This is a genomic window from Caulobacter sp. GW822-FHT07D08 (genome assembly GCF_058798735.1).
This window is the reverse complement of the sequence record NZ_JBXAKU010000006.1, coordinates 106,538-131,473: the sequence shown is the minus strand read 5'-3', so window position 1 is coordinate 131,473 and position 24,936 is coordinate 106,538. Positions and strand designations below refer to the sequence as shown.

Sequence of the window (24,936 nt, the reverse complement as noted above, 5' to 3'; positions counted from 1 at the left end):
GCGCCAACCCTTCGGTTCCCGCTGATGGCGCTCTTCTTCGACGCCGCCTGGTACGACGAACGCCTCGCCGAGCGCGGTCTGAGCCGCACGATCCTGGCCGCCGCCGCTGGTCTGAGCGAGGCCGACCTGGCCCTGGCGTTCAAGGACCAGCGCGAGCTATCGATGGGGGAAGTCTCTGTCTTCGCCGAGCTTTTGGGCGTCGCGCCGGCCGAGGCCGCGTCGCGCGCCGGGATGCGTCCACCGCCGGTCAGCGACGCCCAGCGTCTGGCGGCGTTGGAGGCGCGGGTCGCCGCGCTTGAGGCCGAGCTGGCCCGCCTGAAGGGTTAGATCTTGGTCTTCTTCAGCAGGCCCGTTGGGGGACGGCGATCGGCCGGCCCGGAATATTCCGTCCCGAGATAGGTCGATCTGGCCGTATCCAGCACTTCCTGCCCACCGCGCAGGCCGCGTTTCTGTCCAGGCTGACCCATGACATGCGCGGCGAAGGCGGCGAAGCCTCCCCGGCGCGGCGGGGTGTCCTGACGCGGTGGGGGGGCGTCTTCCTCCACGACGAATACAACCTCTTCTTCGGTCTCATGACGCTCGCCATCGCGCGGCGCCGGCAGGGCGCGGCGCGCGGGACCAGGGCGTCGAAGGGGATCGATCGGGCCGCTCATGGTGAAGAGCCTAGAAGCCGGACGGTTAAGAACCGCTGGAGCGTCTTGGTTAAGGCGTGGGTTAGGACTTGTTCGCCAGCTTGGCCAACTGCTCCTGCATCGCCTCCATCTGGCGCTTCAGGTCGGCCAGGGAGTCGTCGCCGGCGGGGGCGGGCGCGGGCGACGGCTGAGGCTCGGCGGGCGCCGCGCCCCCATCTTCCGGGCGCACATAGGCGAACGGCGAGAACATCTTCATGGCCCGGTCGAACAGAGCCATGTTCTGGCGGATCTGCTCTTCATAGACGCCCATGCCGGGGATCTTGCCGGGCGCCAGGCCCGCGAACTGTCCGCGCATGCGCTCCTGCTGCTTGGAGAAGCTCTCCAGCGACATTTCCAGGTACGACGGCAGGAAGGCCTGCATCGAATTGCCGTAGAAGCCGATCAACTGGCGCAGGAACTGGATGGGCAGCAGATTCTGGCCGCCGCCGCGATTCTCTTCCTCGAAGATGATCTGGGTCAGGACCGAGCGGGTGATGTCGTCGTTGGTCTTGGCGTCATAGACCACGAAGTCGACGCCCTCCTTCACCATGTCCGACAGGTGTTCGAGGGTCACGTAGGACGACGAGGCCGTGTTGTAGAGGCGGCGGTTGGCGTACTTCTTGATGATGACGCGCTGGCCGGTCTTGTCGTTACCTGGCGCCTTCTCGGTGTTGGCGGCCGTTTCGCCTTTTTCAGGGTTCTCGGACATTTCGTTCCCTAGAGCGTTTTCAGACGAAGTGGACACCGGTTCGTCGTCCGAAAACGCGTCCCGTGTTAAAGAGCCTGGATCATCGAGATGATCCAGGTGGGCGGTTGGTCCGCTTCTCGCACCGCACTATCGCTAATGCAAAGGCGGGGCGCCAGTGGTCAGATGACTTGGAGCTGTCGCCAAGCCGTGAAAATGTAGCCGTGACGAACGCCGTCGCGATGTGCATGTTGGATGCTGCATCGCAAAAGCACGGGCGCCGCAACCGCGAAGGCGTCACGTCAGAACGTCACGGGAGCCTATCCATGAGCGACATCGTCATTGTCTCCGCCGCGCGCACGCCGGTCGGTTCGTTCAACGGGGCGCTGTCCAGCCTGCCCGCTTCGGACCTGGGCAAGATCGCGATCCAGGCCGCCGTCGAGCGCGCCGGCATCGCCCCCGCAGACGTCGACGAGGTGATCCTGGGCCAGGTGCTGCAGGCCGCCGCCGGCCAGGGCCCCGCCCGCCAGGCCTCGGTCAATGCCGGCATCCCGGTCGAGAGCCCGGCCTGGAGCCTGAACCAGCTGTGCGGCTCGGGCCTGCGGGCCGTGGCCCTGGCGGCCCAGCAGATCGCCGCCGGCGACGCCAAGATCGTCGTGGCTGGCGGCCAGGAGAGCATGAGCCAGGCGCCGCACGCCCAGAACCTGCGCGGCGGCCAGAAGATGGGTGACCTGACCTTTGTCGACACCATGATCAAGGACGGCCTGTGGGACGCCTTCCACGGCTACCACATGGGCCAGACGGCCGAGAACATCGCCAATCGCTGGCAGATCACCCGCCAGGACCAGGACGTCTTCGCGGTCGCCAGCCAGAACAAGGCCGAGGCCGCCCAGAAGGCCGGCAAGTTCGACGCCGAGATCGTTCCGGTCACCATCAAGGGCCGCAAGGGCGACACGATCGTCGACAAGGACGAGTTCATCCGCCATGGCGCGACGCTGGAAAGCGTCCAGGGTCTCAAGCCCGTGTTCAACAAGGAAGGCTCGGTCACCGCCGCTAACGCCTCGGGTCTCAATGACGGCGCCGCCGCTCTGGTGTTGATGACCGCCGACGAAGCCGCCAAGCGCGGCCTAAAGCCCCTGGCCCGCATCGCCTCATGGGCCAATGCCGGCGTCGAGCCGGAGATCATGGGCACGGGTCCGATCCCGGCCTCGAAAAAGGCGCTGGAAAAGGCTGGCTGGACCGTCGCCGACCTCGACCTGGTCGAGAGCAACGAAGCCTTCGCCGCGCAGTCGCTGTGCGTTGTCCGCGAGCTGGGCCTCGACCCGGCCAAGGTCAATGTCAACGGCGGGGCCATCGCCATCGGCCACCCGATCGGCGCCTCGGGCGCGCGGATCCTGACCACCCTGCTGCACGAGATGAAGCGCTCGGGCGCCAAGAAGGGCCTGGCCACCCTCTGCATCGGCGGCGGCATGGGCGTGGCCATGTGCGTCGAGGCCGTCTGAGGCCCACGCAAACACGCTGAGTCACAAGGCGTCGCGCATCCTTAGGCGTGATCCGCGCGCTTCCTCTTGCTGAGGCGCGCGGATCACGTGAACCATAAGAAAACTGCGTTCGGGAGAGATCAGATGACGAGAGTGGCTTTCGTGACCGGCGGCACCCGCGGGATCGGCCGGGCGATCTGCGAGCGATTGATCGCCGACGGACACAAGGTGGCGGCGGGCTATTCCGGCAACGAGGAAGCGGCCGCGGCCTGCGCCAAGACGCTGGGCGTCATGGTGGTGAAGGGCAATGTCGGTTCGTTCGACGACTGCGCCGCCGCCGTGAAGACGGTCGAGGCCGAGCTTGGCCCCATCGACATCCTGGTCAACAACGCCGGCATCACCCGCGACGGCATGCTGCACAAGATGACCTACGAGCAGTGGTCCGAAGTGATCCGGGTCAACATGGACTCGGCCTTCAACATGACCCGCCCGGTGATCGAGGGCATGCGCGACCGCGGCTGGGGTCGCATCGTCAACATCAGCTCGATCAACGGCCAGAAGGGCCAGATGGGCCAGACCAACTATTCAGCCGCCAAGGCCGGCCTGATCGGCTTCACCAAGGCGCTCGCGCTCGAGAACGCCAAGAAGGGCGTGACGGTCAATGTGATCTGCCCCGGCTACATCGACACAGAGATGGTGGCGGCGGTGCCGGAGAACGTTCTGGCCCAGATCATCGCCGGCATCCCCGTCGGTCGCCTGGGCAAGGGCGAGGAGATCGCCGACATGGTCTCGTTCCTGTCGGGCGAACGCGCGGGTTTCGTCACGGGCGCCACGCTCAGCCTCAACGGCGGCCAGTACATGGCCTGATGCGGGCCTGATCCCGGTTCCCTGAAGCCCAAGGCTTGACGCCGACTGTTGCGGTTGGGCCTCATGCCGCCGGCTTCGGGGAATGGGCGTTAACGCGTCCAAGATTCGCCCCAGTCGGCGGGCAGTACGGATCGCATGAAATTCTGTAAGGCGGAGTTGGCTGACCTCGGGGCCCGTGTGCCCCTGGCGATCGCGGCTCTGATGGTCATGACGGCGTCCGCGAACGCCCAGCAGCTGCCGCACTCGCTGCGGGACGCCTTGCTTGGTCACAAGGGACCGGCCGAGGCCCGCCGCGTCGCTGCTCCGCCGGTAGGGCGTTATGTCTCCGAAAGCGGCGGCGCCTTCATCTTCGACCAGGCCGCGCCCCAGCCGCTGATGAAGTTCGACAACAGCGCCGAGGTCTGGGTGCTGTCGGCCCAGCCGGCCTCGCGCGGCGATGTCATCTACCGCAACGACCTGGGCGAGCCCGTGCTGCGGGTGACCAAGCTGGGCGGCATGATCCTGTTCACCGACGACGCCCCGATGGGCGCGGCCGCCGCCCTGTCGGGCCGCGCCTCGTCGATCCAGCCGCCGGCGATCATGTCGTTCAGCGTGTTCGTCCAGCGCGTCCGCATCGCCACGGCCCGCGCCAGCCGCGCGGCCCAACGCGACATCGAGTTCTCGACCGTCGAGGACGTGCGGCCCGAGACCTCTGTCCTGGCCGCCGACTCCGCCACCGTCGTGGCCGAGGCTTTCGAACGGATGGCTCGCAAGGGCGACCGCTCGATTATCGCCAAGGTCTTCCGTGTCCTGCTGGCCGAGGGCCGCAAGCCGTCCGCGGCGCTGAAGAACGGGGCCCTGACCATCACCTATTCGCCGGATCAGGGCCTGGCCGGCCGGCCTTCGTCAAAGCGGATCATCAAGGTCATGAACCGCTGATCTGTCGCGGCGTACCGAATTCTGGCGAACGCCGTTCTCCAAGCGTAACCATAAGTCCTCAGCGACCGTTTACCCGAATGGTCTAGCTTGATGACACACGGCCACGATGGCGCCGCCGCATGGGATCAACCCCGCGTAGTGCGACGCCAGCGAGGCTTTTCGTGCATCCGCAAGGTTCTATTGTCTGGTCATGGATAGCTCCGAGCTCGCCGAGGTTCCTGAACGTGGGCGGCTGAAGATGGCCGACATCGCCCGCATGGCGGGCGTGTCGATCTCGACGGTGTCGCGCGCGCTGGCGGGCAATCCGCTGATCCCCAAGACGCTGCGCGACCAGATCGTCGAGATCGCCCAGACCCACGGTTATGTCGTCAACCAGTCGGCGCGGTCCCTGCGCCTGCGCAAGACCGACACCATCGGCGTCATCATTCCGCTGGCCCACGAGGCGGGGCAGCTGATCTCCGACCCGTTCTTACTGGAGATGGTCGGGCGACTGGCCGACGAGATCACGCGCCGCAACTACTCCGTTCTGCTCAACAAGGTGATCGTAACCGAGCCGGGCTGGCTGGACCGTATCATCCAGTCGCACCGCGCCGATGGTCTGGTTCTGATCGGCCAGAGAGACCAGCACGAGGCGCTGAACGTCGTCGCCGACACCTACAAGCCGATGGTGGTCTGGGGCGCCCCGCTGCCGGGCCAGCGCTATTGCGCGGTGGGCAGCGACAACGTCCAGGGCGGTCGACTGGCCGTGGCGCACCTGGCCGGCGCCGGCCGCAAGCGCATCGCCTTCCTCGGTGCGGTTGAAGCGCCCGAGGCCGCCCAGCGCTTCGAGGGCTACAAGATGGGCTTGGCCGAGGCGGGCCTTCCTTTCGACGCGAGTCTGGTCGCGCCAGCGCCCTGCGCCATGGAAGAGGCCCAGGAAGCAATCACGGCCTTCTTGGCGACCGGTGTGTCGTTCGACGCCGCCTTCGCCTTCTCGGACATCATCGCCCTGGCGGCGATCGGCGCCCTGACCGAGGCCGGCAAGAGCGTGCCGGGCGAGGTGGCGGTGGTGGGCTTCGACGACATCGTCCTGGCCCGTCACAGCACTCCGCCCTTGACCACGATCCGCCAGGACCTGGCGTTCGGGGCCCGGGCGATGGTCGACCTGCTGTTCCGCCGCATGGCCGGCGAGGATGCGCCCGGGACCCTGTCGCCGGTCGAGCTGGTGGTGCGCGGCTCCAGCGTCTAGAGCTAGAGCGCCGACGGGGACTTTACGTCGCTTCGACGCCGATCGACTTCAATTCCTTGAGGAATCGGGCCAGGCTCTGGTGCGAACGCTTCAGGCCTTGCAGAACCTCGGGCTTGGACAGGGCCGACTGCGGGACGATGAAACCTTCGCGGCCGACGCGCTGGGCCATGCCCTTCTCCAGCATCTCGACGAAACGGCGGCGAACGGTTTCGTAAGGCAGGGCCAGCGAGTCGGCGACTTGGCGCACAGTCAGCGGGCGGCGCTCATGGTCCGGCGGAACTTCGTCGACCTCGGCGTAGAGGCCGCCGCGGATATGCGAGCAGTTGCCGGCCCAAAGGGTAGTGAAAACGAGGGCGTACAGGAGGTCCGAACCATGGACTTCGTTGGCGATCTCGACCCAGCGTAGAATGTAGTCCGTCGCGTAGCGGCTGGCCGCGCGAGCGTTGATGTACTCATCGGACATAGGTTACTCGGTTCCCCAGGGTCGTCGTTTTAGCGCGACGTGAAAAGGATTGCATGGCTCGATGAACGACGCCATGCGACCAAGTTGCCCACTATGGGTACCCTATCTGAGCATCCGCGACCGGTTGACGCAGGTATGGAGGGCTTAGGTTTTCGAGGGGCTCCAGTCGGGCGCGGCCAGCTCGAAGCCCTCGAAGCGGAAGCCCGGCGCGACGGTGCAGCCGACCAGAGTCCACGCGCCCAGGCTGACCGCGGTCTGCCACCACAGCGTCGGCACGACGACCTGCGGCCGACAGCCGGCTCGCAGGTCTGGACCCAGGACATAGGCCGTGGCGCCTCGGCCGTCGGGCGGCGACAGGGTGATCGAGATCGGCGCGCCGGCGTACCAGTGCCAGGTCTCGACGGCGTCGACGCGGTGCCAGGCCGACATCTGCTCGGCCTCCAGCAGGTAGTAGATGCAGGTGGAATGGGCGCGGCCGTCGGGACCGGGCTCGTCTTCGAAGGTCCGCTTGTACCAGCCGCCCTCGGGATGGGGCTGCATGTCCAACATGCGGATGATTTCCTTGGCGCCCAGGTCGCCGGAGACGCCCCGTACGGTCTTGTTGGAGTCGATCACGCTGTCACTCATCCCTTGAAGCTGTCCTTGGCGGCCCGGATCTCGGCGAAGGCCTGGGCGGGGGTGGAGGCGGCCGGCCGCAGCCGCGGCGCGCGCAGGAAGGGATTGGTCGCCTTCTCGGCGCCGATGGTGGTGGGCACGGTCGGCTCGCCGCGCTCGCGGGCCGCGAACACCGCGTCGGCGCGGGCCTTGAGGGCGGGGTCGTCGTCGACCGAGAGGGCGAAGCGGGCGTTCGCGGCGGTGTATTCGTGAGCGCAGTAGACGACGGTGTCGTCGGGCAGGGCGGTGATGCGGGATAGCGACTCCCACATCTGCTCGGGCGTACCCTCGAACAGGCGGCCGCAGCCTAGGGCGAACAGGGTGTCGCCGACGAAGGCGATGCCGTCGGCGGCGTCGTGATAGGCGATATGGCCCAGGGTGTGGCCGCCGGAGTCGATGACCTCGAACCGGGTCTCGCCCAGCAGGACGATGTCACCACCGCGCACCACGCGGTCCAGCGGCGCGATGCGGGTCACTTCGGCCGGGCCGGTGATGGTCGCGCCCGTGGCCTTCTTCAGCGCCGCGTTGCCGCCGGCATGATCTGGGTGCCAGTGGGTGTTGAGAATCAAGTCGAGGCTCCAGCCCAGCGTGTCGAGCTCGGCGAGGATGGCGTCGGCGTCCGGCGTGTCGATGGTCGCGACCTTGCCGCTGGTCTCGTCGCGCACGAGGAAGCCGTAGTTGTCGGACAGGCACGGGAACTGGTGGACGGTCAGGGGCATGAGAGGGCTTGCTCTATCGCGCCGACGCGGGCGCGCCTACAAGGATGGCCTCGACGCTCGGGAGACTCAATGCGCCGCGACGTGCTGGATCTGAGAGCCTTCTACGCCGCCCCGCTGGGCCGCGCGGCGCGGACCATGCTGACCCGCAAGGTGGAGGAGGCATGGGGTAATACGCGGGACCTCGACGTGCTAGGCGTCGGCTACGCCACCCCCTTTCTGGACGCCGCCCGGGGCAATGCCCGCCGGGTTGTGGCCGCCATGCCGGCCCAGCAGGGCGTCGAGGTCTGGCCGCACGGCGGCCGCAACCAGGCCTGCCTGGTCGAAGAGACCGCCTTGCCGCTGCCCAACGCCATGTTCGACCGTGTTCTTGCCGTCCACGCCCTGGAAGAGGCCGACGACCCGGCCGCCCTGCTGGCCGAGATCGGCCGGGTGATGGCCCCGACGGGACGGCTGATCGTGGCGGTGTCGTCGCGCGACGGCGTCTGGACGGGAGCCGAGACCACGCCGTTCGGCCACGGCCGCCCCTACAGCCGCGGCCAGCTGGAATCGCTGATTCGAGAGGCGGACCTGGAGCCGGCCGGCTGGACGCGGGCGCTCTATGTGCCTCCGGTCGGGGCCATGGCGTCGTGGGCCGAGGGCTTCGAACAGGTTGGCGCGCGCCTGTGGCCGCGCTTCGCCGGGGTGATCCTGATGGAGGCCATCAAGCAGACCTTCGCGGTCAAGCCGCGTGGCCATCGCGCTCGTGCGCGGGTGTTCGCGCCCGGCGTCCTGCTGCCCAGTCCGGCCGGGCCGACCCCCGCGCGGCACGAAGGTGGCCGGTCCGTTCCCGTTCATCAGGCGCCCGTTCCTCAGGCGCCGAACGGTCGGGACGTCTGATCTCACTTGGAGCGAAGCGCGCGGACGCCTAGCTTGTGGTCCTGACAACCGTTCGCTCCCGGGAACACCGCCATGAAGATGATCGTCGCCGTGATTAAGCCGAGCCGCCTGGATGCGGTGCTTGAAGCGGTCACCGAGGCGGGCGCGTCGGGTTTGACCGTCACCGAGGTGCGCGGCTACGGCCGCCAGAAGGGCAAGACCGAGGTCTATCGCGGCGCCGAATACGAGGTGAAGCTGCTGCCGAAGGTCAAGCTGGAGATCGCCGTGCCCACCGACGTGCTCGAGCCCGTCATCGAGGCTCTGCAGCGCACCGCCAACACCGGCAAGATCGGCGACGGCAAGGTCTTCGTCATGGACCTGGAACAAGCCCTGCGCATCCGCACCGGCGAACGCGACGCGGCGGCCATCGCGGGGTAAGACAAGCGGAGCCATGAGCCGCCCTGCGCGTTGTCGTGGTTCACGGCGATTTGGGGCGACATGGATCCGGGACCTTCCGTCTTCCAACCGGGATACAACTGCTGGCGGGTCGAGCCCGCTGATCGCGTGGCCCTGTTCATCGACAACGACGAGGCGTTCGACGCGCTGAAGCCGTTGATCCTGTCGGCCAGGAAGTCGATCTGGATCCTGGCCTGGGTGTTCGATCCCCTGACGCGCCTGGACCCCGACCGCGTCAAGAAAAGCCGTGATCCCAGCCACGCCGACCGCATCGGCCTGATCCTGCGGCGACAGGCGGCGCTCAATCCCGCGCTCGACGTGCGGGTGCTGACCTGGGACATGCCGCTCCCGATCGCCGCCTCGCAGCTGTTCGGCCCGCATCGCGGCGCGGCCTTCTTCGCGGGCTCCCGCGTCAAGTACCGGCTGGACGCCACCCTGCCGGCCAGCGCCTGCCATCACCAGAAGGCGGTGATCATCGACGGCGTGACCGCTCTCGTCAGCGGCGGCGACATCGGCGTAGACCGCTGGGACGACACCCTGCACCTGGACAACAATCCGCTGCGTCGCCTGCCGACCGGCCGTCACTATCCGGCCCGCCACGAGGTCTCGATCCTGGTCGATGGCCGGGCGGGCGAGGCGATGGCCGACCTGTTCGTCGACCGCTGGGAGGCCTCGGGCGGCGACCCGGTCGAGCGCCCCGACCGCCCCGACGAGACGCCCTGGCCCGAGGATCTGCCGCCCGATCTGCGCCGTCTGCCGGTCGCCGTGGCCCGCACCTCGGCCGCGTGGCAAGGCCGCCCGGAGATCATCGAGTGCCTTATGCTGCACCTCTCGGCGATCCGGCGCGCGAAGCGGCTGATCTATCTGGAGAACCAGTACCTGACCTCGCCGATCATCGTCGAAGCCCTGGCCGAGCGCCTCGCCGAGCCCGATGGTCCCGAGGTGGTCACGGTCGGACCGGCGCGCAGCCCCAGCTATTTCGACCAGATGACCATGGACAGCGCGCGGACCTCGGCCATCAACCGCCTGCGCGAGGTCGACGTCCATGGGCGTTTCTCGGCCTTCTCGGCCCACACCCCCAAGGGGGCGCCGATCATCGTCCACTCCAAGGTGGCGATCATGGACGACTGGATGCTGCGGATCGGCAGCGCCAACCTCAACAACCGTTCGATCGGGCTCGACAGCGAGTGCGACCTGGCCTTCGAGGCCTGGAGCGAGTTGGAGCGCGAGACGGTCCGCGCCTTCCTGGGCCGTCTGGTCGGTCACTTCATCGATCGTTCGGCCGCCGACGTCCTGGAGGCCATGGATCGCGAAGGCGGCCTGGGCGCGGCGATCAATGCGCTGGACGTCAAGGGCGGCCCGCCGCGCCGGCTGCAGCCCGTGCCGGCGCGCCACCTGAGCGGCGTTCAGAAGTTCATCGCCGACTGGAGCCTGGGCGACGCCATCGCGCCCGACGACGCCTGGCGACCCTGGGGCCGCCGGACGCGCCTGCGGCGCGACATCGCCAGGCTTACCCAGCCGCCGCCGGAACCTCCGAAGCGGCTTAAGCCGTGATCTCCAGCTCGACCACCAGCGGCAGGTGGTCGGAGGCCACGCGGGCCAACGGGCTGAACGGCGAATTGACCCCGCGCGTCTCCAGGCCCTTGGTCAGGAAGACATGGTCGATGCGCATGAACGGGAAGCTGGACGGGAAGGTCGCCGTGGCCGGTCGCGGCCAGCTTGGCGTCGGCGCCTGGGCGTCGCGCAGGGCCGTTCGCAGCATCCGGTAGGTCGCCGAATAGGGCGTGGCGTTGAAGTCGCCCAGCACCACGCCAGGGGCCAGCCACTCGTCCGCGCCCATCCAGTCCGGACCCAGCAGGGCGGCGGCCTGGCGCTTCTGTTCCTGCGGGATCAGGCCCAGGTGGGTGTTGATGATCTGGACCTTGGTCCCGCCGACATCCACCTCCACCCACAGGGCGCCGCGGGGCTCCAAGCCTGGCACGCGCTTGTAGAGCGGCAGGCTCTTGGCCTTGACCCGCCGCTCGGGCAGGGCGGTCAGGATGGCGTCGCCGTAGAGCTCTTCCTCCACGGTCATGGCCGGGTGGAAGTGAAAGCTCATCTTCAGCAACTCGGCGAGGCGATGGGCCTGGTCGACGCCCTTGGTGCGGGCGCGAAGGACGTCCAGTTCCTGCAGGGCGACGACATCGGGCTTTTCGGCCGCGATGACCTCGGCCACACGCTCGACATCGAGCTTGCGGTCCGTGCCCACGCAGCGGTGGACGTTGTAGGTCATGAGACGAAGCGTCTTCATCCGTCGAACAGATCGCCCGAGACCGGCGGAAGTTCCTTGCCGGAAGACTTTCCTTGGGTGGTCGCGCCGTTGCGGCTGAGCATGAACAGGCAGGTCTCGGCCCGCCAGTTCTCGAGCGCGCTGGCCGGATTCATCGGTCGGGCCGGACCGGCGCCGGCGAAAGCGGCGCAGGCGTCGACGCGCAGGTTGAGCTCGGCCGTCAGGGCCAGGAAGTCGGCCAGGGTGCAGAGGTGGATGTTCGGCGTCGACCACCACGGCATCGGCAGGGCCTTGGTCTCGGGCATCCGGCCTCGGCTGAGCAACGACCAGCGCACGCGCCAGTGGCCGAAGTTCGGGAACGAGACGATGGCCCGGTCGGCGATGCGCAGCAGTTCGTCCAGCACGTGGCGCGGATGGCGCGTCGCCTGCAGGGTCTGGGACAGCACCGCGTAGTCGAACGAGCGGTCGGGAAAGTGGTCGAGGTCCAGATCGGCGTCGCCTTGCACCACCGACAGGCCGCGCGCCATGCAGGCGGCCACGCCGCTGGCGCTGATCTCCAGCCCCCGGCCGTCGACCTGCTTTTCGTGACTCAGCAGGTCCAGCAGCGCGCCCTCGCCGCAGCCGACGTCCAGCACCCGCGAGCCGGGGCGCACCAGGCGCAGGATCTCGCGGAAGTCCTCCCGAACTTTATTCTGGGAATTTGGGGTCAAATCAGCCCCCGGTCACGCTCTGCCGAACTCAGGAAGCCCGCCAGCGCCGCGTCCATCACCGGCTCGTCCAGCAGGAAGGCGTCGTGGCCCTTGTCGCTCTCGATCTCGGCGAAGGCGGCGCGGGCCCCGGCCGCGGTCAGGGCGCGGACCAGATGACGGCTCTCGGCGGTGGGATAGAGCCAGTCGCTGGTGAAGCTGAGCACGCAGAAGCGCACGTCGCGCGCTCCGGTGAAGGCCTTGGCCAGCACCCCGCCGTGGCTGGCGGCGATGTCGAAATAGTCGGTGGCCCGGGTGATGTAGAGATAGCTGTTGGCGTCGAACCGGTCGACGAAGCTGGCCCCCTGGTGACGCAGATAGCTCTCGACCTGGAAGTCGGCGTCGAAACCCCAGGACAGGCCGTCGCGCTTCAGCTCGCGGCCGAACTTTCGTTGAAGGGCGGGCTCGGACAGATAGGTGATGTGCGCGGCCATCCGCGCCACCGCCAGGCCTTTGCCGGGTTGCACGCCATGCTCGGCATAGGCGCCGCCGCGCCAGTCCGGATCAGCCATGATCGCCTGGCGGCCCACCTCGTGGAACGCGATGTTCTGGGCCGAGTGCCGGGAAGCGGACGCCAGCACCACGGCGCTGAACAGCCGCTCCGGATAGTCCACCGCCCACTGCTGGGCCTGCATCCCGCCCATCGAGCCGCCGATCACCGCGAACAGGGTCTCGATGCCCAGGGCGCTGACCAGCATCGCCTGGGCGCGGACCATGTCGGGGATGGTGATGACCGGGAACGCCAGCCCGTAGACCTTGCCGGTGGCCGGGTTGATCGAGGCCGGCCCGGTCGAGCCCATGCAGCCGCCGATCACGTTCGTGCAGATGATGAAGTGCCGCGCTGGGTCCAGCGGCTTGCCGGGACCGATCATCCGCAGCCACCAGCCGGGCTTGCCCGTCGTCGGGTGCGGCGAGGCGACGTACTGGTCGCCGGTCAGGGCGTGGCAGATCAGGACGGCGTTGGACTTGTCGGCGTTGAGCGCGCCATAGGTCTGGTAGCCGATCTCCAGGCCCTCGAGCATGGCGCCGGAATCGAGCCGCAGGGGTTCGTTCGCGGGAAACCGCCAGGTTCCCCCGCCGGCGGGTGTAACCAGATCGAGCGCAGCCATGGCCCGCCTTGGACCCCTTGGCGAACAAGGTGTCAACCACTGGCTTCCTGACAAGGCGAGGGACGGCTATGGAGGTCGCATGGAGCGACTGATCCTGATGCGCCACGGCAAGGCCGAGCGGCACGCCCAGAGCGGCGGCGATTTCGAACGCGCCCTGGCCGACAGCGGCCGGGCCGACGCGGCCGTCATGGGCCAGGCGCTGGCGCGGGCCGGCCTCGCGCCTGACCTGATTCTGGTCTCCTCGGCCCGCCGCACGCGCGAGACGGCCGAGCGCGTCGCGCCGAACTTTCCCAAGGCGCGGGTCGAGCAGTTCCGCGACCTCTATCACGCCGATCCGGAAGAGGTCGTCCAGGTGATCGAGGCGTACGCCGACAGCGTGGCCACGGTCATGGTGGTCGGGCACAATCCCGGCCTGCACGAACTGGCCCTGCGTCTGGCCCAGCAAGGCGAGGCCTCGCCGATCCAGACCAACAAGCTGCGCGGCCGTTTCCCAACCTCGACCACGGTGGTGTTCGGCTGGACCGACAGGGGCCCCGTGCTGGAGCACCTCCTTTACGCGCACGAGAACGGCGGAGCCGGCGGCGAATGACCCTGATCTACAAGATCCTGTCCCGCGCCGAGTGGGACGCCGCCAAGGCCGTGGGTCGATTCGAAGGCTCGGCCGTCGACCACCAGGACGGTTTCATCCACCTCTCCGCCGCCGACCAGGCCCAGGAGACCGCCGCCAGATATTTCAAGGATCAGCCGGACCTCGTCCTGCTGGGCGTCGAGGCCGAGGGCCTGGGCGCGGACCTGAAGTGGGAAGCCTCGCGCGGCGGGGCGCTATTCCCGCATCTCTATCGCCCGCTGCTGGCCAGCGAGGTGATCACCGAGGCCGATCTTGGTCTCGACGCCGACGGCGTTCCTCGACTGGGCGATCACCTCGCATGAACCTGCATGACCTCGCCGCGCGCGCCCTGCACGCCTTCGATCCCGAGGACGCCCACGGCTGGGCCATTCGCGGCCTCAGGATGGGCCTGGGCCCCCGCGAGACCGGTCCCGACGATCCGATCCTGGCGGTGAAGATCGCCGGCCTGGAGCTGCCCAACTGCGTGGGTCTGGCCGCAGGCTTCGACAAGAACGCCGAGGTCGCCGATCCCATGCTGGCCGCCGGCTTCGGTTTCGTGGAAGCCGGCACGGTCACGCCGTTGGCCCAGGCCGGCAATCCGCGCCCGCGTCTCTTCCGCCTCACCGAGGATCGAGCGGTCATCAACCGCATGGGCTTCAACAATGGCGGCCTTGAACCTTTCGCGGCGCGGCTCGGTAAGCGCCAGGGCAAGGGCGGGATCGTTGGCGCGAACATCGGCGCCAACAAGGACGCCAGCGACCGCATCGAGGACTACGTCACGGGCCTGACCCGCCTGTGGGGCCTGTCGGACTACTTCACCGCCAACATCTCCTCGCCCAACACGCCGGGCCTGCGCGCCTTGCAGACCAAGGCGGCGCTGGAAGAACTGCTGGGTCGCATCTCCGAGACCCGCGAGGCGATGAAGGTCGCCTCGGGCGCCGACTACCCGATCTTCCTGAAGGTCGCGCCCGACCTGGAAGACGGCGAGGTCGAGGCCATCGTCGAGGCTGTCGTCGACGCGGGCCTGGACGCCATCATCGTCAGCAACACCACCATCGCCCGCCCTGACAGCCTGAAGTCGGCCCATGCCAAGGAGAGTGGCGGCCTTTCCGGCGCGCCGCTGCTGCAACCCTCGACCCAGGTGCTGAAGCGCTTCCATGCCGCCGCGGCCGGGCGTGTGGACCTGATCGGCGCGGGCGGGATCGCCGACGGCGCCGGGGCCTACGCCAAGATCCGCGCCGGCGCGCGGGCCGTGCAGCTCTATTCGGCCCTCGTCTATGGCGGCCCCGGTCTGGTCACCCGCATCAAGCGCGATCTCGCCGCCCGCCTGCGGGCCGATGGCTTCGCCGCCGTCGAGGACGCGGTCGGCGCCGCATGACGCGAGACCGGGCTGTAATGCTGCTGCGCCGCTTTGGCCCGCTGGTGGTCATCGTGATCCTGTTCGTGGCCGCCTTCGCCAGCGGCGTCGCCGATCATATCTCGCTCGAGGAATTGCGCGCTCGCGGCGCCGAACTCCAGACTTTCGCGCGCGAAAAGCCGCTGCTGTGCGCGGCCATCTATCTGGCGATCTACATCGCTTCCGTCGCCGTCTCCTTGCCGGGAGCCCTGATCCTGTCGCTGACGGGCGGCTTTCTGTTCGGACCCATAGGCGGCGGATTCGCGGCGGTGACCGGCGCCACCGGCGGGTCGACCATCATCTATCTCGTGTTCCGCACCGCGTTTGGCGACATGCTGCGCCGCAGGCCCGGCGCGTTCCTGGCGCGGGTTGAGGAGGGCTTCAAGCACGACGCCTTCAACTACCTGCTGACCCTGCGCCTGATCCCGGCCTTTCCGCTGCTGATCGTCAATGTCGCGGCCGGGCTGATGAATATTCCGACCCGCACCTTTATTCTGGCCTCGGTGCTGGGCATGATCCCGAGCTCTTTCGTCTATGCCGGCATCGGCGCGGGACTGGGCCATCTCTTCGCGCGGGGCGGCCCGGTGACGCTGGAGACCCTCTTCTCGCCACGGATTTATCTTCCCATTGTCGGCATGGGCGTTCTGGCCTTTCTGCCGCCGTTGTGGCGCCATTGGCGCAAGCGGCGCGGAGCAGCGCCCCTGCCAAAGCCTTTGGACGAGAAGTAGCCGCCCCGGATGGTCGAAACGGTTTCGCCGTCAGAGACTGAGCCCGCCCCGCCCCGGAAGCGATTTCCGTGGCCCGGCGGCCTGTCGGCGCGCCTGCTGCTGTTCACCGCCATCGTCGTCACCTTCGGCGGCCTGCTGATCCTGCCGCCGACCCTGGCGGCCTATGAGGAGCAGTGGCTGCTGGACCGCGTGCGGGCCGGGGAACTGGCCTCGACCATCGCCGAGTCGGATCCGGACCTGCGGGTCAGCGACGCCGTCGCCAACCAGATGTTCGACCAGGCCGGGGCGGTCACCGTCGCCGTCCAGGCCGAGGGCGCCCGGCGTCTCGTCCTGCCGCCCAAGGAACCGTTCAAGACGCCGTATCTCGTGGACCTGCGCCGCCAGAACCCCGGTTCGTGGCTGGCCGCGCCGTTCTTCACCCTGACCAGCCCCAAGGGCAGCATGGTCCGCGTGATGGCCGAGCCGCGCTTCCGCAAGGCCGAGTTCGTCGAGGTCGTGGTTCCGGACGCTCCCTTGAAGGCTGCGTTGGTCGAGTACTTCTGGCGACTGGCCGGCGTGACCATCTTCGTCGCCGCCCTGGCCGGCCTGTTCGTCTACGCCTTCCTGAACGTCTTCCTGGTCCGGCCGATGCAGCGGATCACCCGCGCCATGGAAGCCTTCCGGGTCGACCCCGGCGATCCGGAGGCGCGCATCGCCGTCTCCAAGCGCCGCGACGAGATCGGCCGCGCCGAGGCCGAGCTGGACCGCATGCAGGTCGACCTGCTGGCGGCGCTCGCGTCCAAGGCTCGTCTGGCCGCCCTCGGCGAGGCGGTGGCCAAGATCAATCACGACCTGCGCAACATGCTGACCAGCGCCCAGATGGCGTCCGATCGCCTGGCCGCCCTCGGCGATCCCAAGGTGGCTCAGGCCCTGCCCCGCCTGGAACGAGCCCTGGACCGCGCCATCACCCTGGCCTCCGACGTCATGGCCTATGGCAAGTCCAAGGAGCCCGAGCCGGTGACGCGGATCATCCCGCTGCGTCCGGCCTTGGACATGGCCGCCGAGGACGCCGGCCTGACCCCGCAGGGCGTCGCCCTGGAGACCGTCATCGGTCCGCGCGAACAGGTGGTCGCCGACCCGGACCAGCTGCACCGCATCCTCACCAACCTGTTCCGCAACGCCCGCGAGGCGATCGAGGGCGCGACCGACCGGGGCGGCAAGGGCAAGGTTTTCGTCGAGCTGCGCCGCGACGCCGGCCACAGCATCCTGCGCCTGTCGGACGACGGCCCCGGCGTGCCCGAGCGCGCCCGCGCCAACCTGTTCCAACCCTTCGTCGGCTCGGTGCGGCGCGGCGGCACGGGACTGGGTCTGGCCATCGCCCGCGAGCTGGCCCAGGGTCATCATGGAGATCTTGCGCTGGTCGAGACCGGACCCGGCGGCTCGGTGTTCGACCTCACCCTGGCTGGCGCGCCCGAGCCGCTGCCGGAGCCGGATGACAAGGCCGCCGACGCCTCGGCCACCTAGGAGGACGTGCGATGACCACCACCTGGACCATCGCGGTGAAGATCGGCGCCTCGACTGGGGGCGCGCCGATCCACGAGATCACCGTCGAGGCGCCCGATGTCCCGAGCGCCCTGCGCCGGGTGGCGGCCATGGTCGCGGTGCAGGAAGCCTCCGACACCGAACTGCTCATCGACGGCCAGGAGGAAGTCTTCTCCCGCGCCGAGGTCGAGGCGGGCCTGGAGCCCTGATCGTTCGATCAGGGTCCATCTCTAAAAGGCAGGGCGTGGCAGGCGCCGAAACCGCTTACACTTTCGGCTGCCACGCCCTGGAAGAGCATCAGGCCCGCACCTAGTCCTTGGCGGAGAGGTTCAGAGCCCCTTGGCCACGCCCTCGCGACGCGGGTCCGCGCCGCCTTCCAGCACGTCGCCCGGCCGCACGATCACCCCGTGCAGGCCAGAGCCCTCGACCTGGCCGACCTTGATATTGACGCCGCGCGCGTTCAGCGCCGACAGCATCGCGGGTCCGAACCACTGGGCGTCGCCCGAATAGGTGTCGCCCCGCGCCACGACGTTCGGCAGCGACACGGCCTCCTGCATGTTCAGGTTCCAGTAGAACAGCCCGACCATGGCCTTGAGGTTATAGGACAGGATGGCGTTGCCGCCCGGCGAGCCGACGGCGGCCAGGAACTTGCCCTTCTTGTCCAGCACGATGATCGGCGACATCGACGAGCGCGGGCGCTTGCCCGGCGCGATGGCGTTGGCGGCCGGCGCGCCGTCCTTCTCCTTTGGTGAGAACGAGAAGTCGGTCAGCTGGTTGTTGAGGAAGAAGCCGTTCACCATCCGGCCGTTGCCGAAGATGCTCTCGACCGTGGTGGTCATCGACACGACGTTCCCGGCGGGGTCGACCACCACCAGGTGCGTGGTGCCGCCCGGCTCCTTGGTCATGTCGATCCCGACCTTCGGCGCGCCCTTCGGCTTGCCGAACGGCGGGGCGGCTCCGGCCGTGTCGGTGATCAGCTTGGCGCGCTCGGCGACGTATTTCGGGTCCAGCAGGCCGTCGACCGGCACGGTCACGAACGCGGGATCGCCGACATAGCGGTCGCGGTCGGCGTACATGACCCGCTCGGCCTGGGCCAGCTGGGTCCAGGCCACCGGATCGGTCGGACCGCGCTTGCCGATGTCGGTGTGCTCCAGCATCCGCAGCGCCTGGATCACGGCCAAGCCCGACGACTGCGGGTTGGGCACGCAGACCGTATAGACCTTCCACGGCCGGCACAGGGCCGGGGCCACGCGCGGCTTGTAGCGCTTCAGGTCGGCCAGGGTGATGCTGCTCGGCAGCTCGCCCTCGTGCAGGCGGTCGACGATCGCCTGGGCGATCGGACCGTCCAGCAGGGCCGTGGGACCCTCGGCGGCGATCTTGCGCACCGTCGCGGCATAGGCCGGGTTCTTCAGCACGTCGCCGGCCTGGTAGCGGGTTCCGTCCGGCTTGGTGAAGTACTTCACCGCGTCCGGCTGCGAGGCCTGCGGGGCCCGGGTGCTGTTGATCATGCCCGCCAGGCGCGGGCTGACCACGAAGCCCTCGTCGGCCAGCTTTTCGGCGTCCTTGAAAAGCGTGTTCCAGGCGGCCTTGCCATGTTCCTTCTGGGCCTGGGACAGCATGGCCACCGCGCCGGGCACGCCCGACGAGCGGCCCGACAGCACCGCCGTCACGAAGGGCAGGGGTTTGCCGTCCTGGCCCATGAACATGTCCGGTGAAGCGCCGCTGGGCGCGGTCTCGCGGCCATCATAGGCCGTCACCTTGCCGGTCTTGGCGTCGTAGAAGACCATGAACGCCCCGCCGCCCAAGCCGGAGCTCTGCGGCTCGACCAGGCCCAGCACCGCCTGGATGGCCACGGCGGCGTCGACGGCCGAGCCGCCGTCGCGCAGCACCCGCAGGCCCGCCTCGACCGCCAGCGGATTGGCCGCGGCGACCATGCCCTTGGCGGGTGTCGAGGTGGAGGCCGGCCTGGCCGCCGGCATGCCCAGCGGGATCGACTCGGCGTGGGCGGCGGAGACCGGAGCCAGCGCCAGCTGGAGCGACGCGGCGAGCGCGAGCAGGGAAACAAAACGACGCATACGGATCCTCTATGGCGGACGAGGGCGAACATTGGGGACGGCCTGCCCGCTGTCCCGAGGCGTTCCATGGACACCAATCAAGCGACGCTGTCACGTCCAGATAGTCTGCAAGCGGCCTCAATCCCGCGTCCTGAACCGCTATGCGGCAAGGCCGTTGCGCCGAGCGAACACCGGCGTGCGAAACTTTTCGAATTTTCCTGCGAACCGGGCTTGCGTTCCCGAAAGGGACGGGCTACTTCCCCCGCCTCGCCGAAAGGCAATGCGCGCCCGTAGCTCAGCTGGATAGAGCATCAGACTACGAATCTGAGGGTCGGACGTTCGAATCGTTCCGGGCGCGCCATCTTTTCAATGCCTTAGCTGATTTCAGCTCGGCGAGATTCCGATTTAGGACGGTGGCTAGGACGGTGGTTGCGATTTCGCACCCATGCTCTTCCGCGATCCAGACATCAGAAAAAATCGCGTACCTTTGGGCCGCGCGCGCTTCCGAGCCGGTAACGGCCGTCGGAAGCGATCCAATGGTTCGAATCGTAATCGACGCTCACAAGCTGGCTTTGATCAGACGGAACCGTTCGTGTGACGGTTTGTCGTCGGCGTCGTCGATGGTGCTCGGCCCAGCCGAACACAGTTGAATCGAGCGAGGCGACAAACTTCGACCGGATGACTATCTTCGATGGATCAGACGAACCTTAGCGGGTGACGAGCGCCATTGTCGGAAGCCGGTCATTTCATCGATGCGGACGCTCGGCGACTTGCGCTTGAAGTTATCGCGACGCTGGTCAACATCAAACGAACGGCGGCCGAGCGTTTACTCACGCCTGCGGGTGTGCCCGCCGACCTCGTAAAGCGGTTCCTTACCGAGCGCGATCCGTCAACTGGTGACAAGCGGTCCAAGCGGGAGGCTGGGACGGTGTTGCTGGACGTCTTGGGCGATCAAGGGCTCGAGGGACACGTAGTGCGGCGGATCATCGAGATCGCTGCCGGTTGGGAGGATTTCCACCTATCACAGGATGAATATCGCGCTCGATCCGTGGTCCAGAAAGCACGCGAGATGGTCGGCGTGTTGCAGGAGATGGCCGCCCGTGAACTCGGAGAGGTCGAAAAGCGCCGACGCGAGGCAGAGCAGGCTAGGGAAGCCGCTGTTAAAGACCACCGGCGCCAGCGCAATGAGCTGATCCGCCGAGAGAGTGCCCTGCTGCTGGCCCAATTCGACCAAGCGGTTCTGACCGGCGAGCCCCAGCAGCGTGGCTATTTCCTGGAGAATCTGCTCGTCCGGATTTTTGATGTTCATGGTGTTCCAGCGCAGAAGGCTTTCCGCCGAAACGGCGGTGGTGAGCAAATCGACGGCGCCTTTGAGTTCGAAGGTTGGCACTACATCGCCGAGTGCCGCTGGCGAGAGCAGCTTTCGGACATCCGTCAGTTGGACGGGCTCGCAGGCCAGCTCCATCGGTCAGGCCGCCAAACCATGGGGCTGTTTCTCTCGATCAATGGCTGGTCGAGCCATGTCGTGGACTTGTTGAAGCAGAACCCGGCAAAGAACATCGTGCTGATGGACGCCATAGATCTGCGAGCTGTCCTGGCGACGCAGATCGGGCTTGTCCCTTTGATGAAGGCGAAGCTGACTGCGCTGAATCTCTATGCTGAGCCCTACAAGCCGGCGTCGTCTGTGATTGGCTGACCGGGCAGCCTTGTCAGATGCCGGGAAGGGTAGGAGCAAGCTGAAACATGGCCAGTTCGGACACCCCACCGCCTAAGGAAACGGGTGAGCACCTTCTCCAGCAGATCGAAGGAATGGCGCCGCTCGCCAAGCTCATCGGGTTCTTCATGCCCAGCGTCCGCAAGCAGTTCGCCGAGGTGGAGAAGGCCATGGAGTCGGTGAAGGCTCATCGCGAGCATCTGGCGCAGTTCGCGCGGACCTATGGGCCGCTCGGCTGGACCACCTACGATCGCATCTCGACGGACCTCCTCGCCGAACTCTCCGCCCTGGAGCCCCAGGCCGGAGAGGCCTTGCTAACCGCCCATCATCTCGACGCGGACACGCTGAGGATTCTCAGCTATCGCATGCGCAGTCCAGCCTACGAACCATGGGCGGAAGTGTTCGAACGCGCCGCCGAGCGCGCAGGCGCTGAAGATTACCACAGCGCTGTTCCGCTTCTCTTGCTGATCATCGACGGGGTCTGCACCACCACAACGCAGAAGCATCCCTTCTCCGGAGGTGCGGACGCCCCCGTCTTCGACACGATTACGTCAGGCCCCGGTGGCATCGCTGATGGGTTGAAAATTCTTGGGGCCACACGGCGAAAGCTGAGCACGGAGCCGATCTCCGCCCCCTATCGCCATGGGATCGTCCACGGCCTTGAACCGAACTTCGGCCATGCCATCGTCGCGGCGAAGGCCTTCAACCTGCTTCAGGCGATGGTCGATTATTTCGACCGCCGCCGTGATGAGGCTGCTCGCTTGGCCAAGGCGGCGGAGGAGCAGCGGCAACCCAGCTGGAAAGAGTTGGCTGGGGGCATCCGCGACCTGGAAGCGAAGAAGCGCGCGCTGGCAGCCTGGAAAGCCCGCGATCCCGTGTCAGGCGCCGTTCTGGCCCAAAAGGGCGAATCCCACACCCTCGATCCGCAGAGCCCTGAGGCGGCGGCGGTCGCCTATCTCGAAGCCTTGGTCAGTCGCAACTTTGGGCTGCTGGCCAAGAAAACCATCGACTATCCAAAGCGCAGCCTAGGCTACCGAGCGGGCCGCATCCGATCCGAATTGGAAGGGTTGACCCTCGACGATTGGCAGATCGGCGGATTTCGCGATGAGGGAGCGGCAATGAGTGTCGTGGATGTCGCTGTTGTCGTTTCGAGCGAAGAACGCACCTACGAGGGAGAATTGCCGATGCGTCTCCTGTATTTCGATGCCGACAACCGGAGCCTGGTTCGGGGCGAGGCAGGAGGAGATTGGGTCGTGCAACCTGATTTCTACACGCAGATCTGGGTCCGGGGCCGCCATGGCGGCAGATCGGACGACGCGGCGTCTGAGTAGACCGAGCGCTATGAGTTGGCAGTTGGTAATCTAGGAAAAGCTTCGGAAGCTCCGGAACTGCGGCGCTGACAGGCGCGGCACGGGAACTTCAAATAGCCGCTTACGGTCGTCGATACGGATATAGCGAGCCCCCCGTTGAAGGGCGGCTACCTGACGGTTGTTGCATCAACTAGGGTTGCAGTTGCCAGAACGCCTTTACGCTGCAATATCCAGACAGGGATGCGCTCTGCAACCGGGGGAGCGATGAATAGGCGGTCGAGGCGGCGATGTAGCTGGGGGCGCCGCAATCCGACCGTGGTTGGCCGACCCGTGACTGGACGTTGATCATGCCGGTTCCTGCTCAGCCCAAAATCTATCACATCGTCCATCTGAACAACCTCGCTTCGATTGTCGCCGACGGCGTAGTGCTATGCGATGCGGCGATCGCGGCCCGTGCCAATCCTGGTACGACGATCGGAATGAACAATATCAAGCATCGGCGGCTTCACGAACTGCGCCTGAATCATCACCCGGATTTGTACGTCGGACAGTGCACGCCGTTCTATTTTTGTTCTCGCTCGGTCATGCTGTATCTGATACACATGAGGAACCAAGATCTCGCTTATAAAGGCGGTCAGGAACCGATCGTGCATTTAGAGGCCGACCTGCGGTCCGCCGTCGATTGGGCGAACGCGAATGGTCGCCGCTGGGCGTTCACCCTGTCGAACGCCGGCGCCTACTACTTCGAGGATCGCGTGGATCTCAATCAACTTCACGAAATCAGGTGGGATTCCGTGCAGGCACGACAGTGGGCTGGTACGCACAAGGAAGGCAAGCAGGCCGAGTTCTTGGTCGAGCACTCATTTCCATGGCATTTAGTCGAACGCGTGGGTGTTTTTTCTAACGCTTACGTCCAACCAGTTTCCGCCGCCCTTGGTGCTGGGGGCCACCGCCCCGCCATCGAAATTCGGCGTGACTGGTACTATTGAGGGGGCCTGCATGATTGAGTTTACCACAGGCGACATCCTCCAATCCGACGCAGAGGCGCTGGTCAACACCGTCAACTGCGTTGGGATTATGGGGCGTGGCATCGCCCTCCAATTCAAGAACCGGTTTCCGGAGAACTTCCGAGCCTACGCTGCGGCCTGCGCAATCGAGTCTGTCCAGCCGGGCCGAATGTTCGTCTACGAGACGCGCAGCCTTACCAACCCGAAGTTCATTATCAATTTCCCGACCAAGCGCCATTGGAAGGGCAAGAGCAGGATTGAGGACGTCGAGTCCGGTCTTGTCGCTCTGGTGAATGAAGTCAGAAAGCTCGATATTCGCTCAATAGCCATTCCGCCGCTCGGAGCGGGGCTAGGCGGCCTAAACTGGGATGATGTTCGTTCACGCATTGTCGCAGCAATGGAGTCGCTCGACGATGTTCGCGTCATTGTATTTGAACCGACAAGTGCGCCTGTTGCGACGAAATCTCGTGAGATCCCGGGGATAACCCCAGGGCGTGCAGCTCTAGTCGTTCTGGTGAACCGATACTTGAGCGGTCTTCTAGACCCGTTTGTGACTCTGATCGAACTTCAGAAGCTTATGTATTTTATGCAAGAGGCAGGGCAGCCGCTCCGCTTAAATTATATCAAGCATCACTATGGCCCATATGCGGACAATCTCCGGCACGTTCTGACTAAGATCGAGGGCCACATGGTTTCAGGGTACCACGATGGCGGCGACGCGCCGGACAAGCAGCTTGAACTTGTCCCTGGGGCCGTGCGCGACGCCGAGGCCTTTCTAGCCGAGGATAATGAGACCCGGGAGCGCTTCGATCGCGTTGGAAAGTTGGTCGAGGGGTTCGAGACGCCGTTCGGATTGGAACTTTTGGCTACGGTGCACTGGGTGGCGAGTCGCGAACAGGCGCACACGAGCGAAGATGTCCGCGCTAGAGTTTACGATTGGAACGAACGCAAAAAGCAATTCTCGGCCCGCCAGATCGAAATTGCCTTGAGTGCACTGAGGTCGAAGGGCTGGCTCGAATCTGCGGCCAGCTAGCGAAGGCAGCGTTTGGGTTTGAAAAGTGTTAACACGTCAATCTGAAGCCGACGATTGTGGCGACAGGGCTTGCGCCAAATTGCGTTTTCCGCACTTACTTGAGACAAATCCGGTGGTTCGCGGTTAATTAAGGGTTAGCCGGTACCGTTTAGTGGTTAACGAGCTAACGCCGTTGGAGCCGCTAAAATGCAGCCGGTTGAAAAGCTGGAGCAACAGCCAGCAATGACGCCCGAAATGCACCCGAAGCACGGGTTGCGGATCGAATGGGGCGACCTAAAGATTTCAGCAGAGGGATGGGGTGTGGTCGCGGCTGCGCTCTTCGCCGTAGCCCTCATCGCGTACGCCTGGAAAACCCTAGCGTAGCGATGTGTCCACCAGCCAAACGTCGCCGGCGTTGTCGGTGTCCGCTCGTCGGCACCTGCGGGGACCCCGGAATGTCAGAGAA

General features: G+C 66.6%; 28 protein-coding genes and 1 tRNA gene. 20 read left to right on the top strand and 9 right to left on the bottom strand.

What is annotated here, in order from left to right; all coding sequences use genetic code 11:
* The first annotated feature begins 24 nt into the window (after positions 1 to 24).
* A complete protein-coding gene (locus tag AC1RJ9_RS13205; RefSeq protein ID WP_492837350.1) occupies positions 25 to 327 on the top strand; it encodes a helix-turn-helix domain-containing protein in 303 nt (100 codons plus the stop codon).
* Here the strand turns inward: AC1RJ9_RS13205 and AC1RJ9_RS13200 are convergent.
* On the bottom strand, positions 324 to 653 hold the full coding sequence (locus tag AC1RJ9_RS13200) for a hypothetical protein (protein WP_492837349.1): 330 nt from the start codon (positions 651 to 653) through the stop codon (positions 324 to 326). The two genes, AC1RJ9_RS13205 and AC1RJ9_RS13200, sit on opposite strands and share 4 nt — an antisense overlap.
* Before the next feature lie 61 nt (positions 654 to 714).
* Positions 715 to 1,380 (bottom strand): polyhydroxyalkanoate synthesis repressor PhaR, encoded by a 666-nt coding sequence (gene phaR / locus AC1RJ9_RS13195; protein ID WP_492837348.1) that lies wholly within the window; start codon positions 1,378 to 1,380, stop codon positions 715 to 717.
* 302 nt (positions 1,381 to 1,682) lie between these two features.
* On the opposite strand from phaR, the gene AC1RJ9_RS13190 reads away from it, so the two are divergent.
* From AC1RJ9_RS13190 to AC1RJ9_RS13175, 4 genes are all read left to right on the top strand, one after another.
* Positions 1,683 to 2,858: an acetyl-CoA C-acetyltransferase gene (locus AC1RJ9_RS13190; protein ID WP_492837347.1), complete on the top strand. Its 1,176-nt coding sequence runs from the start codon at positions 1,683 to 1,685 to the stop codon at positions 2,856 to 2,858.
* A gap of 123 nt (positions 2,859 to 2,981) precedes the next feature.
* On the top strand, positions 2,982 to 3,704 hold the full coding sequence (locus AC1RJ9_RS13185) for a beta-ketoacyl-ACP reductase (protein ID WP_492837346.1): 723 nt from the start codon (positions 2,982 to 2,984) through the stop codon (positions 3,702 to 3,704).
* Between the two features lie 135 nt (positions 3,705 to 3,839).
* Positions 3,840 to 4,622, top strand: coding sequence for a DUF4908 domain-containing protein (locus tag AC1RJ9_RS13180; protein WP_492837345.1), 783 nt, complete (start codon positions 3,840 to 3,842; stop codon positions 4,620 to 4,622).
* Between the two features lie 238 nt (positions 4,623 to 4,860).
* Positions 4,861 to 5,850 (top strand): LacI family DNA-binding transcriptional regulator, encoded by a 990-nt coding sequence (locus tag AC1RJ9_RS13175; protein ID WP_492837571.1) that lies wholly within the window; start codon positions 4,861 to 4,863, stop codon positions 5,848 to 5,850.
* Between the two features lie 22 nt (positions 5,851 to 5,872).
* On the opposite strand, the gene AC1RJ9_RS13170 is transcribed toward AC1RJ9_RS13175, so the two are convergent.
* From AC1RJ9_RS13170 to gloB, 3 genes are all read right to left on the bottom strand, one after another.
* Positions 5,873 to 6,313: a hypothetical protein gene (locus tag AC1RJ9_RS13170; protein ID WP_492837344.1), complete on the bottom strand. Its 441-nt coding sequence runs from the start codon at positions 6,311 to 6,313 to the stop codon at positions 5,873 to 5,875.
* Positions 6,314 to 6,457: 144 nt separating this feature from the next.
* Positions 6,458 to 6,940, bottom strand: a complete 483-nt coding sequence (locus AC1RJ9_RS13165; protein ID WP_492837343.1) for a cupin domain-containing protein — start codon at positions 6,938 to 6,940, stop codon at positions 6,458 to 6,460.
* Positions 6,937 to 7,686, bottom strand: a complete 750-nt coding sequence (gene gloB / locus AC1RJ9_RS13160; protein WP_492837342.1) for a hydroxyacylglutathione hydrolase — start codon at positions 7,684 to 7,686, stop codon at positions 6,937 to 6,939. The genes AC1RJ9_RS13165 and gloB overlap by 4 nt, the downstream gene beginning before the upstream one ends.
* A 69-nt stretch (positions 7,687 to 7,755) precedes the next feature.
* Between gloB and AC1RJ9_RS13155 the strand changes: the two genes are divergently transcribed.
* From AC1RJ9_RS13155 to AC1RJ9_RS13145, 3 genes are all read left to right on the top strand, one after another.
* Positions 7,756 to 8,562 (top strand): class I SAM-dependent methyltransferase, encoded by an 807-nt coding sequence (locus AC1RJ9_RS13155; RefSeq protein WP_492837341.1) that lies wholly within the window; start codon positions 7,756 to 7,758, stop codon positions 8,560 to 8,562.
* Between the two features lie 72 nt (positions 8,563 to 8,634).
* Entirely contained in the window at positions 8,635 to 8,979 is a 345-nt protein-coding gene (locus tag AC1RJ9_RS13150) for a P-II family nitrogen regulator (RefSeq protein WP_010918409.1), read from the top strand.
* Positions 8,980 to 9,039: 60 nt separating this feature from the next.
* The gene (locus AC1RJ9_RS13145) at positions 9,040 to 10,551 is read left to right on the top strand and encodes a phospholipase D-like domain-containing protein (protein ID WP_492837339.1); all 1,512 of its coding nucleotides are present in this window, start codon (positions 9,040 to 9,042) and stop codon (positions 10,549 to 10,551) included.
* Here AC1RJ9_RS13145 and AC1RJ9_RS13140 read toward each other — a convergent pair.
* Genes AC1RJ9_RS13140 through metX form a run of 3 tightly spaced genes read right to left on the bottom strand, consistent with a single transcriptional unit; the run spans position 10,541 to position 13,121 of the window.
* Positions 10,541 to 11,287 carry an endonuclease/exonuclease/phosphatase family protein gene (locus tag AC1RJ9_RS13140; protein ID WP_492837338.1) on the bottom strand — a complete coding sequence of 249 codons (747 nt, stop codon included), beginning with the start codon at positions 11,285 to 11,287 and terminating at the stop codon, positions 10,541 to 10,543. The two genes, AC1RJ9_RS13145 and AC1RJ9_RS13140, sit on opposite strands and share 11 nt — an antisense overlap.
* On the bottom strand, positions 11,284 to 11,976 hold the full coding sequence (gene metW, locus AC1RJ9_RS13135) for a methionine biosynthesis protein MetW (protein ID WP_492837337.1): 693 nt from the start codon (positions 11,974 to 11,976) through the stop codon (positions 11,284 to 11,286). Before metW ends, AC1RJ9_RS13140 begins: the two co-directional genes overlap by 4 nt.
* The gene (gene metX / locus AC1RJ9_RS13130; RefSeq protein ID WP_492837336.1) at positions 11,973 to 13,121 is read right to left on the bottom strand and encodes a homoserine O-acetyltransferase MetX; all 1,149 of its coding nucleotides are present in this window, start codon (positions 13,119 to 13,121) and stop codon (positions 11,973 to 11,975) included. The genes metW and metX overlap by 4 nt, the downstream gene beginning before the upstream one ends.
* A gap of 79 nt (positions 13,122 to 13,200) precedes the next feature.
* Between metX and AC1RJ9_RS13125 the strand changes: the two genes are divergently transcribed.
* Genes AC1RJ9_RS13125 through AC1RJ9_RS13100 form a run of 6 tightly spaced genes read left to right on the top strand, consistent with a single transcriptional unit; the run spans position 13,201 to position 17,582 of the window.
* Positions 13,201 to 13,710 (top strand): SixA phosphatase family protein, encoded by a 510-nt coding sequence (locus AC1RJ9_RS13125; RefSeq protein ID WP_492837335.1) that lies wholly within the window; start codon positions 13,201 to 13,203, stop codon positions 13,708 to 13,710.
* Positions 13,707 to 14,051, top strand: coding sequence for a DUF952 domain-containing protein (locus tag AC1RJ9_RS13120; RefSeq protein WP_492837334.1), 345 nt, complete (start codon positions 13,707 to 13,709; stop codon positions 14,049 to 14,051). Before AC1RJ9_RS13125 ends, AC1RJ9_RS13120 begins: the two co-directional genes overlap by 4 nt.
* Positions 14,048 to 15,106: a quinone-dependent dihydroorotate dehydrogenase gene (locus AC1RJ9_RS13115; protein ID WP_492837333.1), complete on the top strand. Its 1,059-nt coding sequence runs from the start codon at positions 14,048 to 14,050 to the stop codon at positions 15,104 to 15,106. The genes AC1RJ9_RS13120 and AC1RJ9_RS13115 overlap by 4 nt, the downstream gene beginning before the upstream one ends.
* Positions 15,103 to 15,852 carry a TVP38/TMEM64 family protein gene (locus AC1RJ9_RS13110; protein ID WP_492837331.1) on the top strand — a complete coding sequence of 250 codons (750 nt, stop codon included), beginning with the start codon at positions 15,103 to 15,105 and terminating at the stop codon, positions 15,850 to 15,852. The genes AC1RJ9_RS13115 and AC1RJ9_RS13110 overlap by 4 nt, the downstream gene beginning before the upstream one ends.
* A 9-nt stretch (positions 15,853 to 15,861) precedes the next feature.
* Positions 15,862 to 17,355, top strand: coding sequence for a sensor histidine kinase (locus AC1RJ9_RS13105; protein WP_492837330.1), 1,494 nt, complete (start codon positions 15,862 to 15,864; stop codon positions 17,353 to 17,355).
* Between the two features lie 11 nt (positions 17,356 to 17,366).
* Positions 17,367 to 17,582 carry a hypothetical protein gene (locus AC1RJ9_RS13100; protein ID WP_492837329.1) on the top strand — a complete coding sequence of 72 codons (216 nt, stop codon included), beginning with the start codon at positions 17,367 to 17,369 and terminating at the stop codon, positions 17,580 to 17,582.
* Between the two features lie 120 nt (positions 17,583 to 17,702).
* Here the strand turns inward: AC1RJ9_RS13100 and ggt are convergent, their stop codons facing one another.
* A complete protein-coding gene (gene ggt, locus AC1RJ9_RS13095; RefSeq protein WP_492837328.1) occupies positions 17,703 to 19,448 on the bottom strand; it encodes a gamma-glutamyltransferase in 1,746 nt (581 codons plus the stop codon).
* 263 nt (positions 19,449 to 19,711) lie between these two features.
* Between ggt and AC1RJ9_RS13090 the strand changes: the two genes are divergently transcribed.
* The 6 genes from AC1RJ9_RS13090 (at position 19,712) to AC1RJ9_RS13065 (ending at position 24,854) form a co-directional block, all read left to right on the top strand.
* A tRNA-Arg gene (locus tag AC1RJ9_RS13090) sits at positions 19,712 to 19,788 on the top strand.
* Between the two features lie 366 nt (positions 19,789 to 20,154).
* Entirely contained in the window at positions 20,155 to 21,123 is a 969-nt protein-coding gene (locus tag AC1RJ9_RS13085; RefSeq protein ID WP_492837327.1) for a hypothetical protein, read from the top strand.
* Between the two features lie 47 nt (positions 21,124 to 21,170).
* Positions 21,171 to 22,472 carry a hypothetical protein gene (locus tag AC1RJ9_RS13080; protein ID WP_492837326.1) on the top strand — a complete coding sequence of 434 codons (1,302 nt, stop codon included), beginning with the start codon at positions 21,171 to 21,173 and terminating at the stop codon, positions 22,470 to 22,472.
* A gap of 326 nt (positions 22,473 to 22,798) precedes the next feature.
* Positions 22,799 to 23,440 carry a type II toxin-antitoxin system toxin DNA ADP-ribosyl transferase DarT gene (darT, locus tag AC1RJ9_RS13075; protein WP_492837324.1) on the top strand — a complete coding sequence of 214 codons (642 nt, stop codon included), beginning with the start codon at positions 22,799 to 22,801 and terminating at the stop codon, positions 23,438 to 23,440.
* 10 nt (positions 23,441 to 23,450) lie between these two features.
* A complete protein-coding gene (gene darG / locus AC1RJ9_RS13070; protein WP_492837323.1) occupies positions 23,451 to 24,491 on the top strand; it encodes a type II toxin-antitoxin system antitoxin DNA ADP-ribosyl glycohydrolase DarG in 1,041 nt (346 codons plus the stop codon).
* Positions 24,492 to 24,677: 186 nt separating this feature from the next.
* The gene (locus AC1RJ9_RS13065) at positions 24,678 to 24,854 is read left to right on the top strand and encodes a hypothetical protein (RefSeq protein WP_492837322.1); all 177 of its coding nucleotides are present in this window, start codon (positions 24,678 to 24,680) and stop codon (positions 24,852 to 24,854) included.
* The last annotated feature ends 82 nt before the right edge of the window (positions 24,855 to 24,936 follow it).

Bases quoted from the DNA above. Each gene is read 5' to 3' on its own strand.
- AC1RJ9_RS13205 (WP_492837350.1), top strand. From the start codon at position 25: ATGGCGCTCTTCTTCGACGCCGCCTGGTACGACGAACGCCTCGCCGAG.
- AC1RJ9_RS13200 (WP_492837349.1), bottom strand. From the start codon at position 653: ATGAGCGGCCCGATCGATCCCCTTCGACGCCCTGGTCCCGCGCGCCGC.
- phaR (WP_492837348.1), bottom strand. From the start codon at position 1,380: ATGTCCGAGAACCCTGAAAAAGGCGAAACGGCCGCCAACACCGAGAAG.
- AC1RJ9_RS13190 (WP_492837347.1), top strand. From the start codon at position 1,683: ATGAGCGACATCGTCATTGTCTCCGCCGCGCGCACGCCGGTCGGTTCG.
- AC1RJ9_RS13185 (WP_492837346.1), top strand. From the start codon at position 2,982: ATGACGAGAGTGGCTTTCGTGACCGGCGGCACCCGCGGGATCGGCCGG.
- AC1RJ9_RS13180 (WP_492837345.1), top strand. From the start codon at position 3,840: ATGAAATTCTGTAAGGCGGAGTTGGCTGACCTCGGGGCCCGTGTGCCC.
- AC1RJ9_RS13175 (WP_492837571.1), top strand. From the start codon at position 4,861: ATGGCCGACATCGCCCGCATGGCGGGCGTGTCGATCTCGACGGTGTCG.
- AC1RJ9_RS13170 (WP_492837344.1), bottom strand. From the start codon at position 6,313: ATGTCCGATGAGTACATCAACGCTCGCGCGGCCAGCCGCTACGCGACG.
- AC1RJ9_RS13165 (WP_492837343.1), bottom strand. From the start codon at position 6,940: ATGAGTGACAGCGTGATCGACTCCAACAAGACCGTACGGGGCGTCTCC.
- gloB (WP_492837342.1), bottom strand. From the start codon at position 7,686: ATGCCCCTGACCGTCCACCAGTTCCCGTGCCTGTCCGACAACTACGGC.
- AC1RJ9_RS13155 (WP_492837341.1), top strand. From the start codon at position 7,756: ATGCGCCGCGACGTGCTGGATCTGAGAGCCTTCTACGCCGCCCCGCTG.
- AC1RJ9_RS13150 (WP_010918409.1), top strand. From the start codon at position 8,635: ATGAAGATGATCGTCGCCGTGATTAAGCCGAGCCGCCTGGATGCGGTG.
- AC1RJ9_RS13145 (WP_492837339.1), top strand. From the start codon at position 9,040: ATGGATCCGGGACCTTCCGTCTTCCAACCGGGATACAACTGCTGGCGG.
- AC1RJ9_RS13140 (WP_492837338.1), bottom strand. From the start codon at position 11,287: ATGAAGACGCTTCGTCTCATGACCTACAACGTCCACCGCTGCGTGGGC.
- metX (WP_492837336.1), bottom strand. From the start codon at position 13,121: ATGGCTGCGCTCGATCTGGTTACACCCGCCGGCGGGGGAACCTGGCGG.
- AC1RJ9_RS13125 (WP_492837335.1), top strand. From the start codon at position 13,201: ATGGAGCGACTGATCCTGATGCGCCACGGCAAGGCCGAGCGGCACGCC.
- AC1RJ9_RS13120 (WP_492837334.1), top strand. From the start codon at position 13,707: ATGACCCTGATCTACAAGATCCTGTCCCGCGCCGAGTGGGACGCCGCC.
- AC1RJ9_RS13115 (WP_492837333.1), top strand. From the start codon at position 14,048: ATGAACCTGCATGACCTCGCCGCGCGCGCCCTGCACGCCTTCGATCCC.
- AC1RJ9_RS13110 (WP_492837331.1), top strand. From the start codon at position 15,103: ATGACGCGAGACCGGGCTGTAATGCTGCTGCGCCGCTTTGGCCCGCTG.
- AC1RJ9_RS13105 (WP_492837330.1), top strand. From the start codon at position 15,862: ATGGTCGAAACGGTTTCGCCGTCAGAGACTGAGCCCGCCCCGCCCCGG.
- AC1RJ9_RS13100 (WP_492837329.1), top strand. From the start codon at position 17,367: ATGACCACCACCTGGACCATCGCGGTGAAGATCGGCGCCTCGACTGGG.
- ggt (WP_492837328.1), bottom strand. From the start codon at position 19,448: ATGCGTCGTTTTGTTTCCCTGCTCGCGCTCGCCGCGTCGCTCCAGCTG.
- AC1RJ9_RS13080 (WP_492837326.1), top strand. From the start codon at position 21,171: ATGGCCAGTTCGGACACCCCACCGCCTAAGGAAACGGGTGAGCACCTT.
- darT (WP_492837324.1), top strand. From the start codon at position 22,799: ATGCCGGTTCCTGCTCAGCCCAAAATCTATCACATCGTCCATCTGAAC.
- darG (WP_492837323.1), top strand. From the start codon at position 23,451: ATGATTGAGTTTACCACAGGCGACATCCTCCAATCCGACGCAGAGGCG.
- AC1RJ9_RS13065 (WP_492837322.1), top strand. From the start codon at position 24,678: ATGCAGCCGGTTGAAAAGCTGGAGCAACAGCCAGCAATGACGCCCGAA.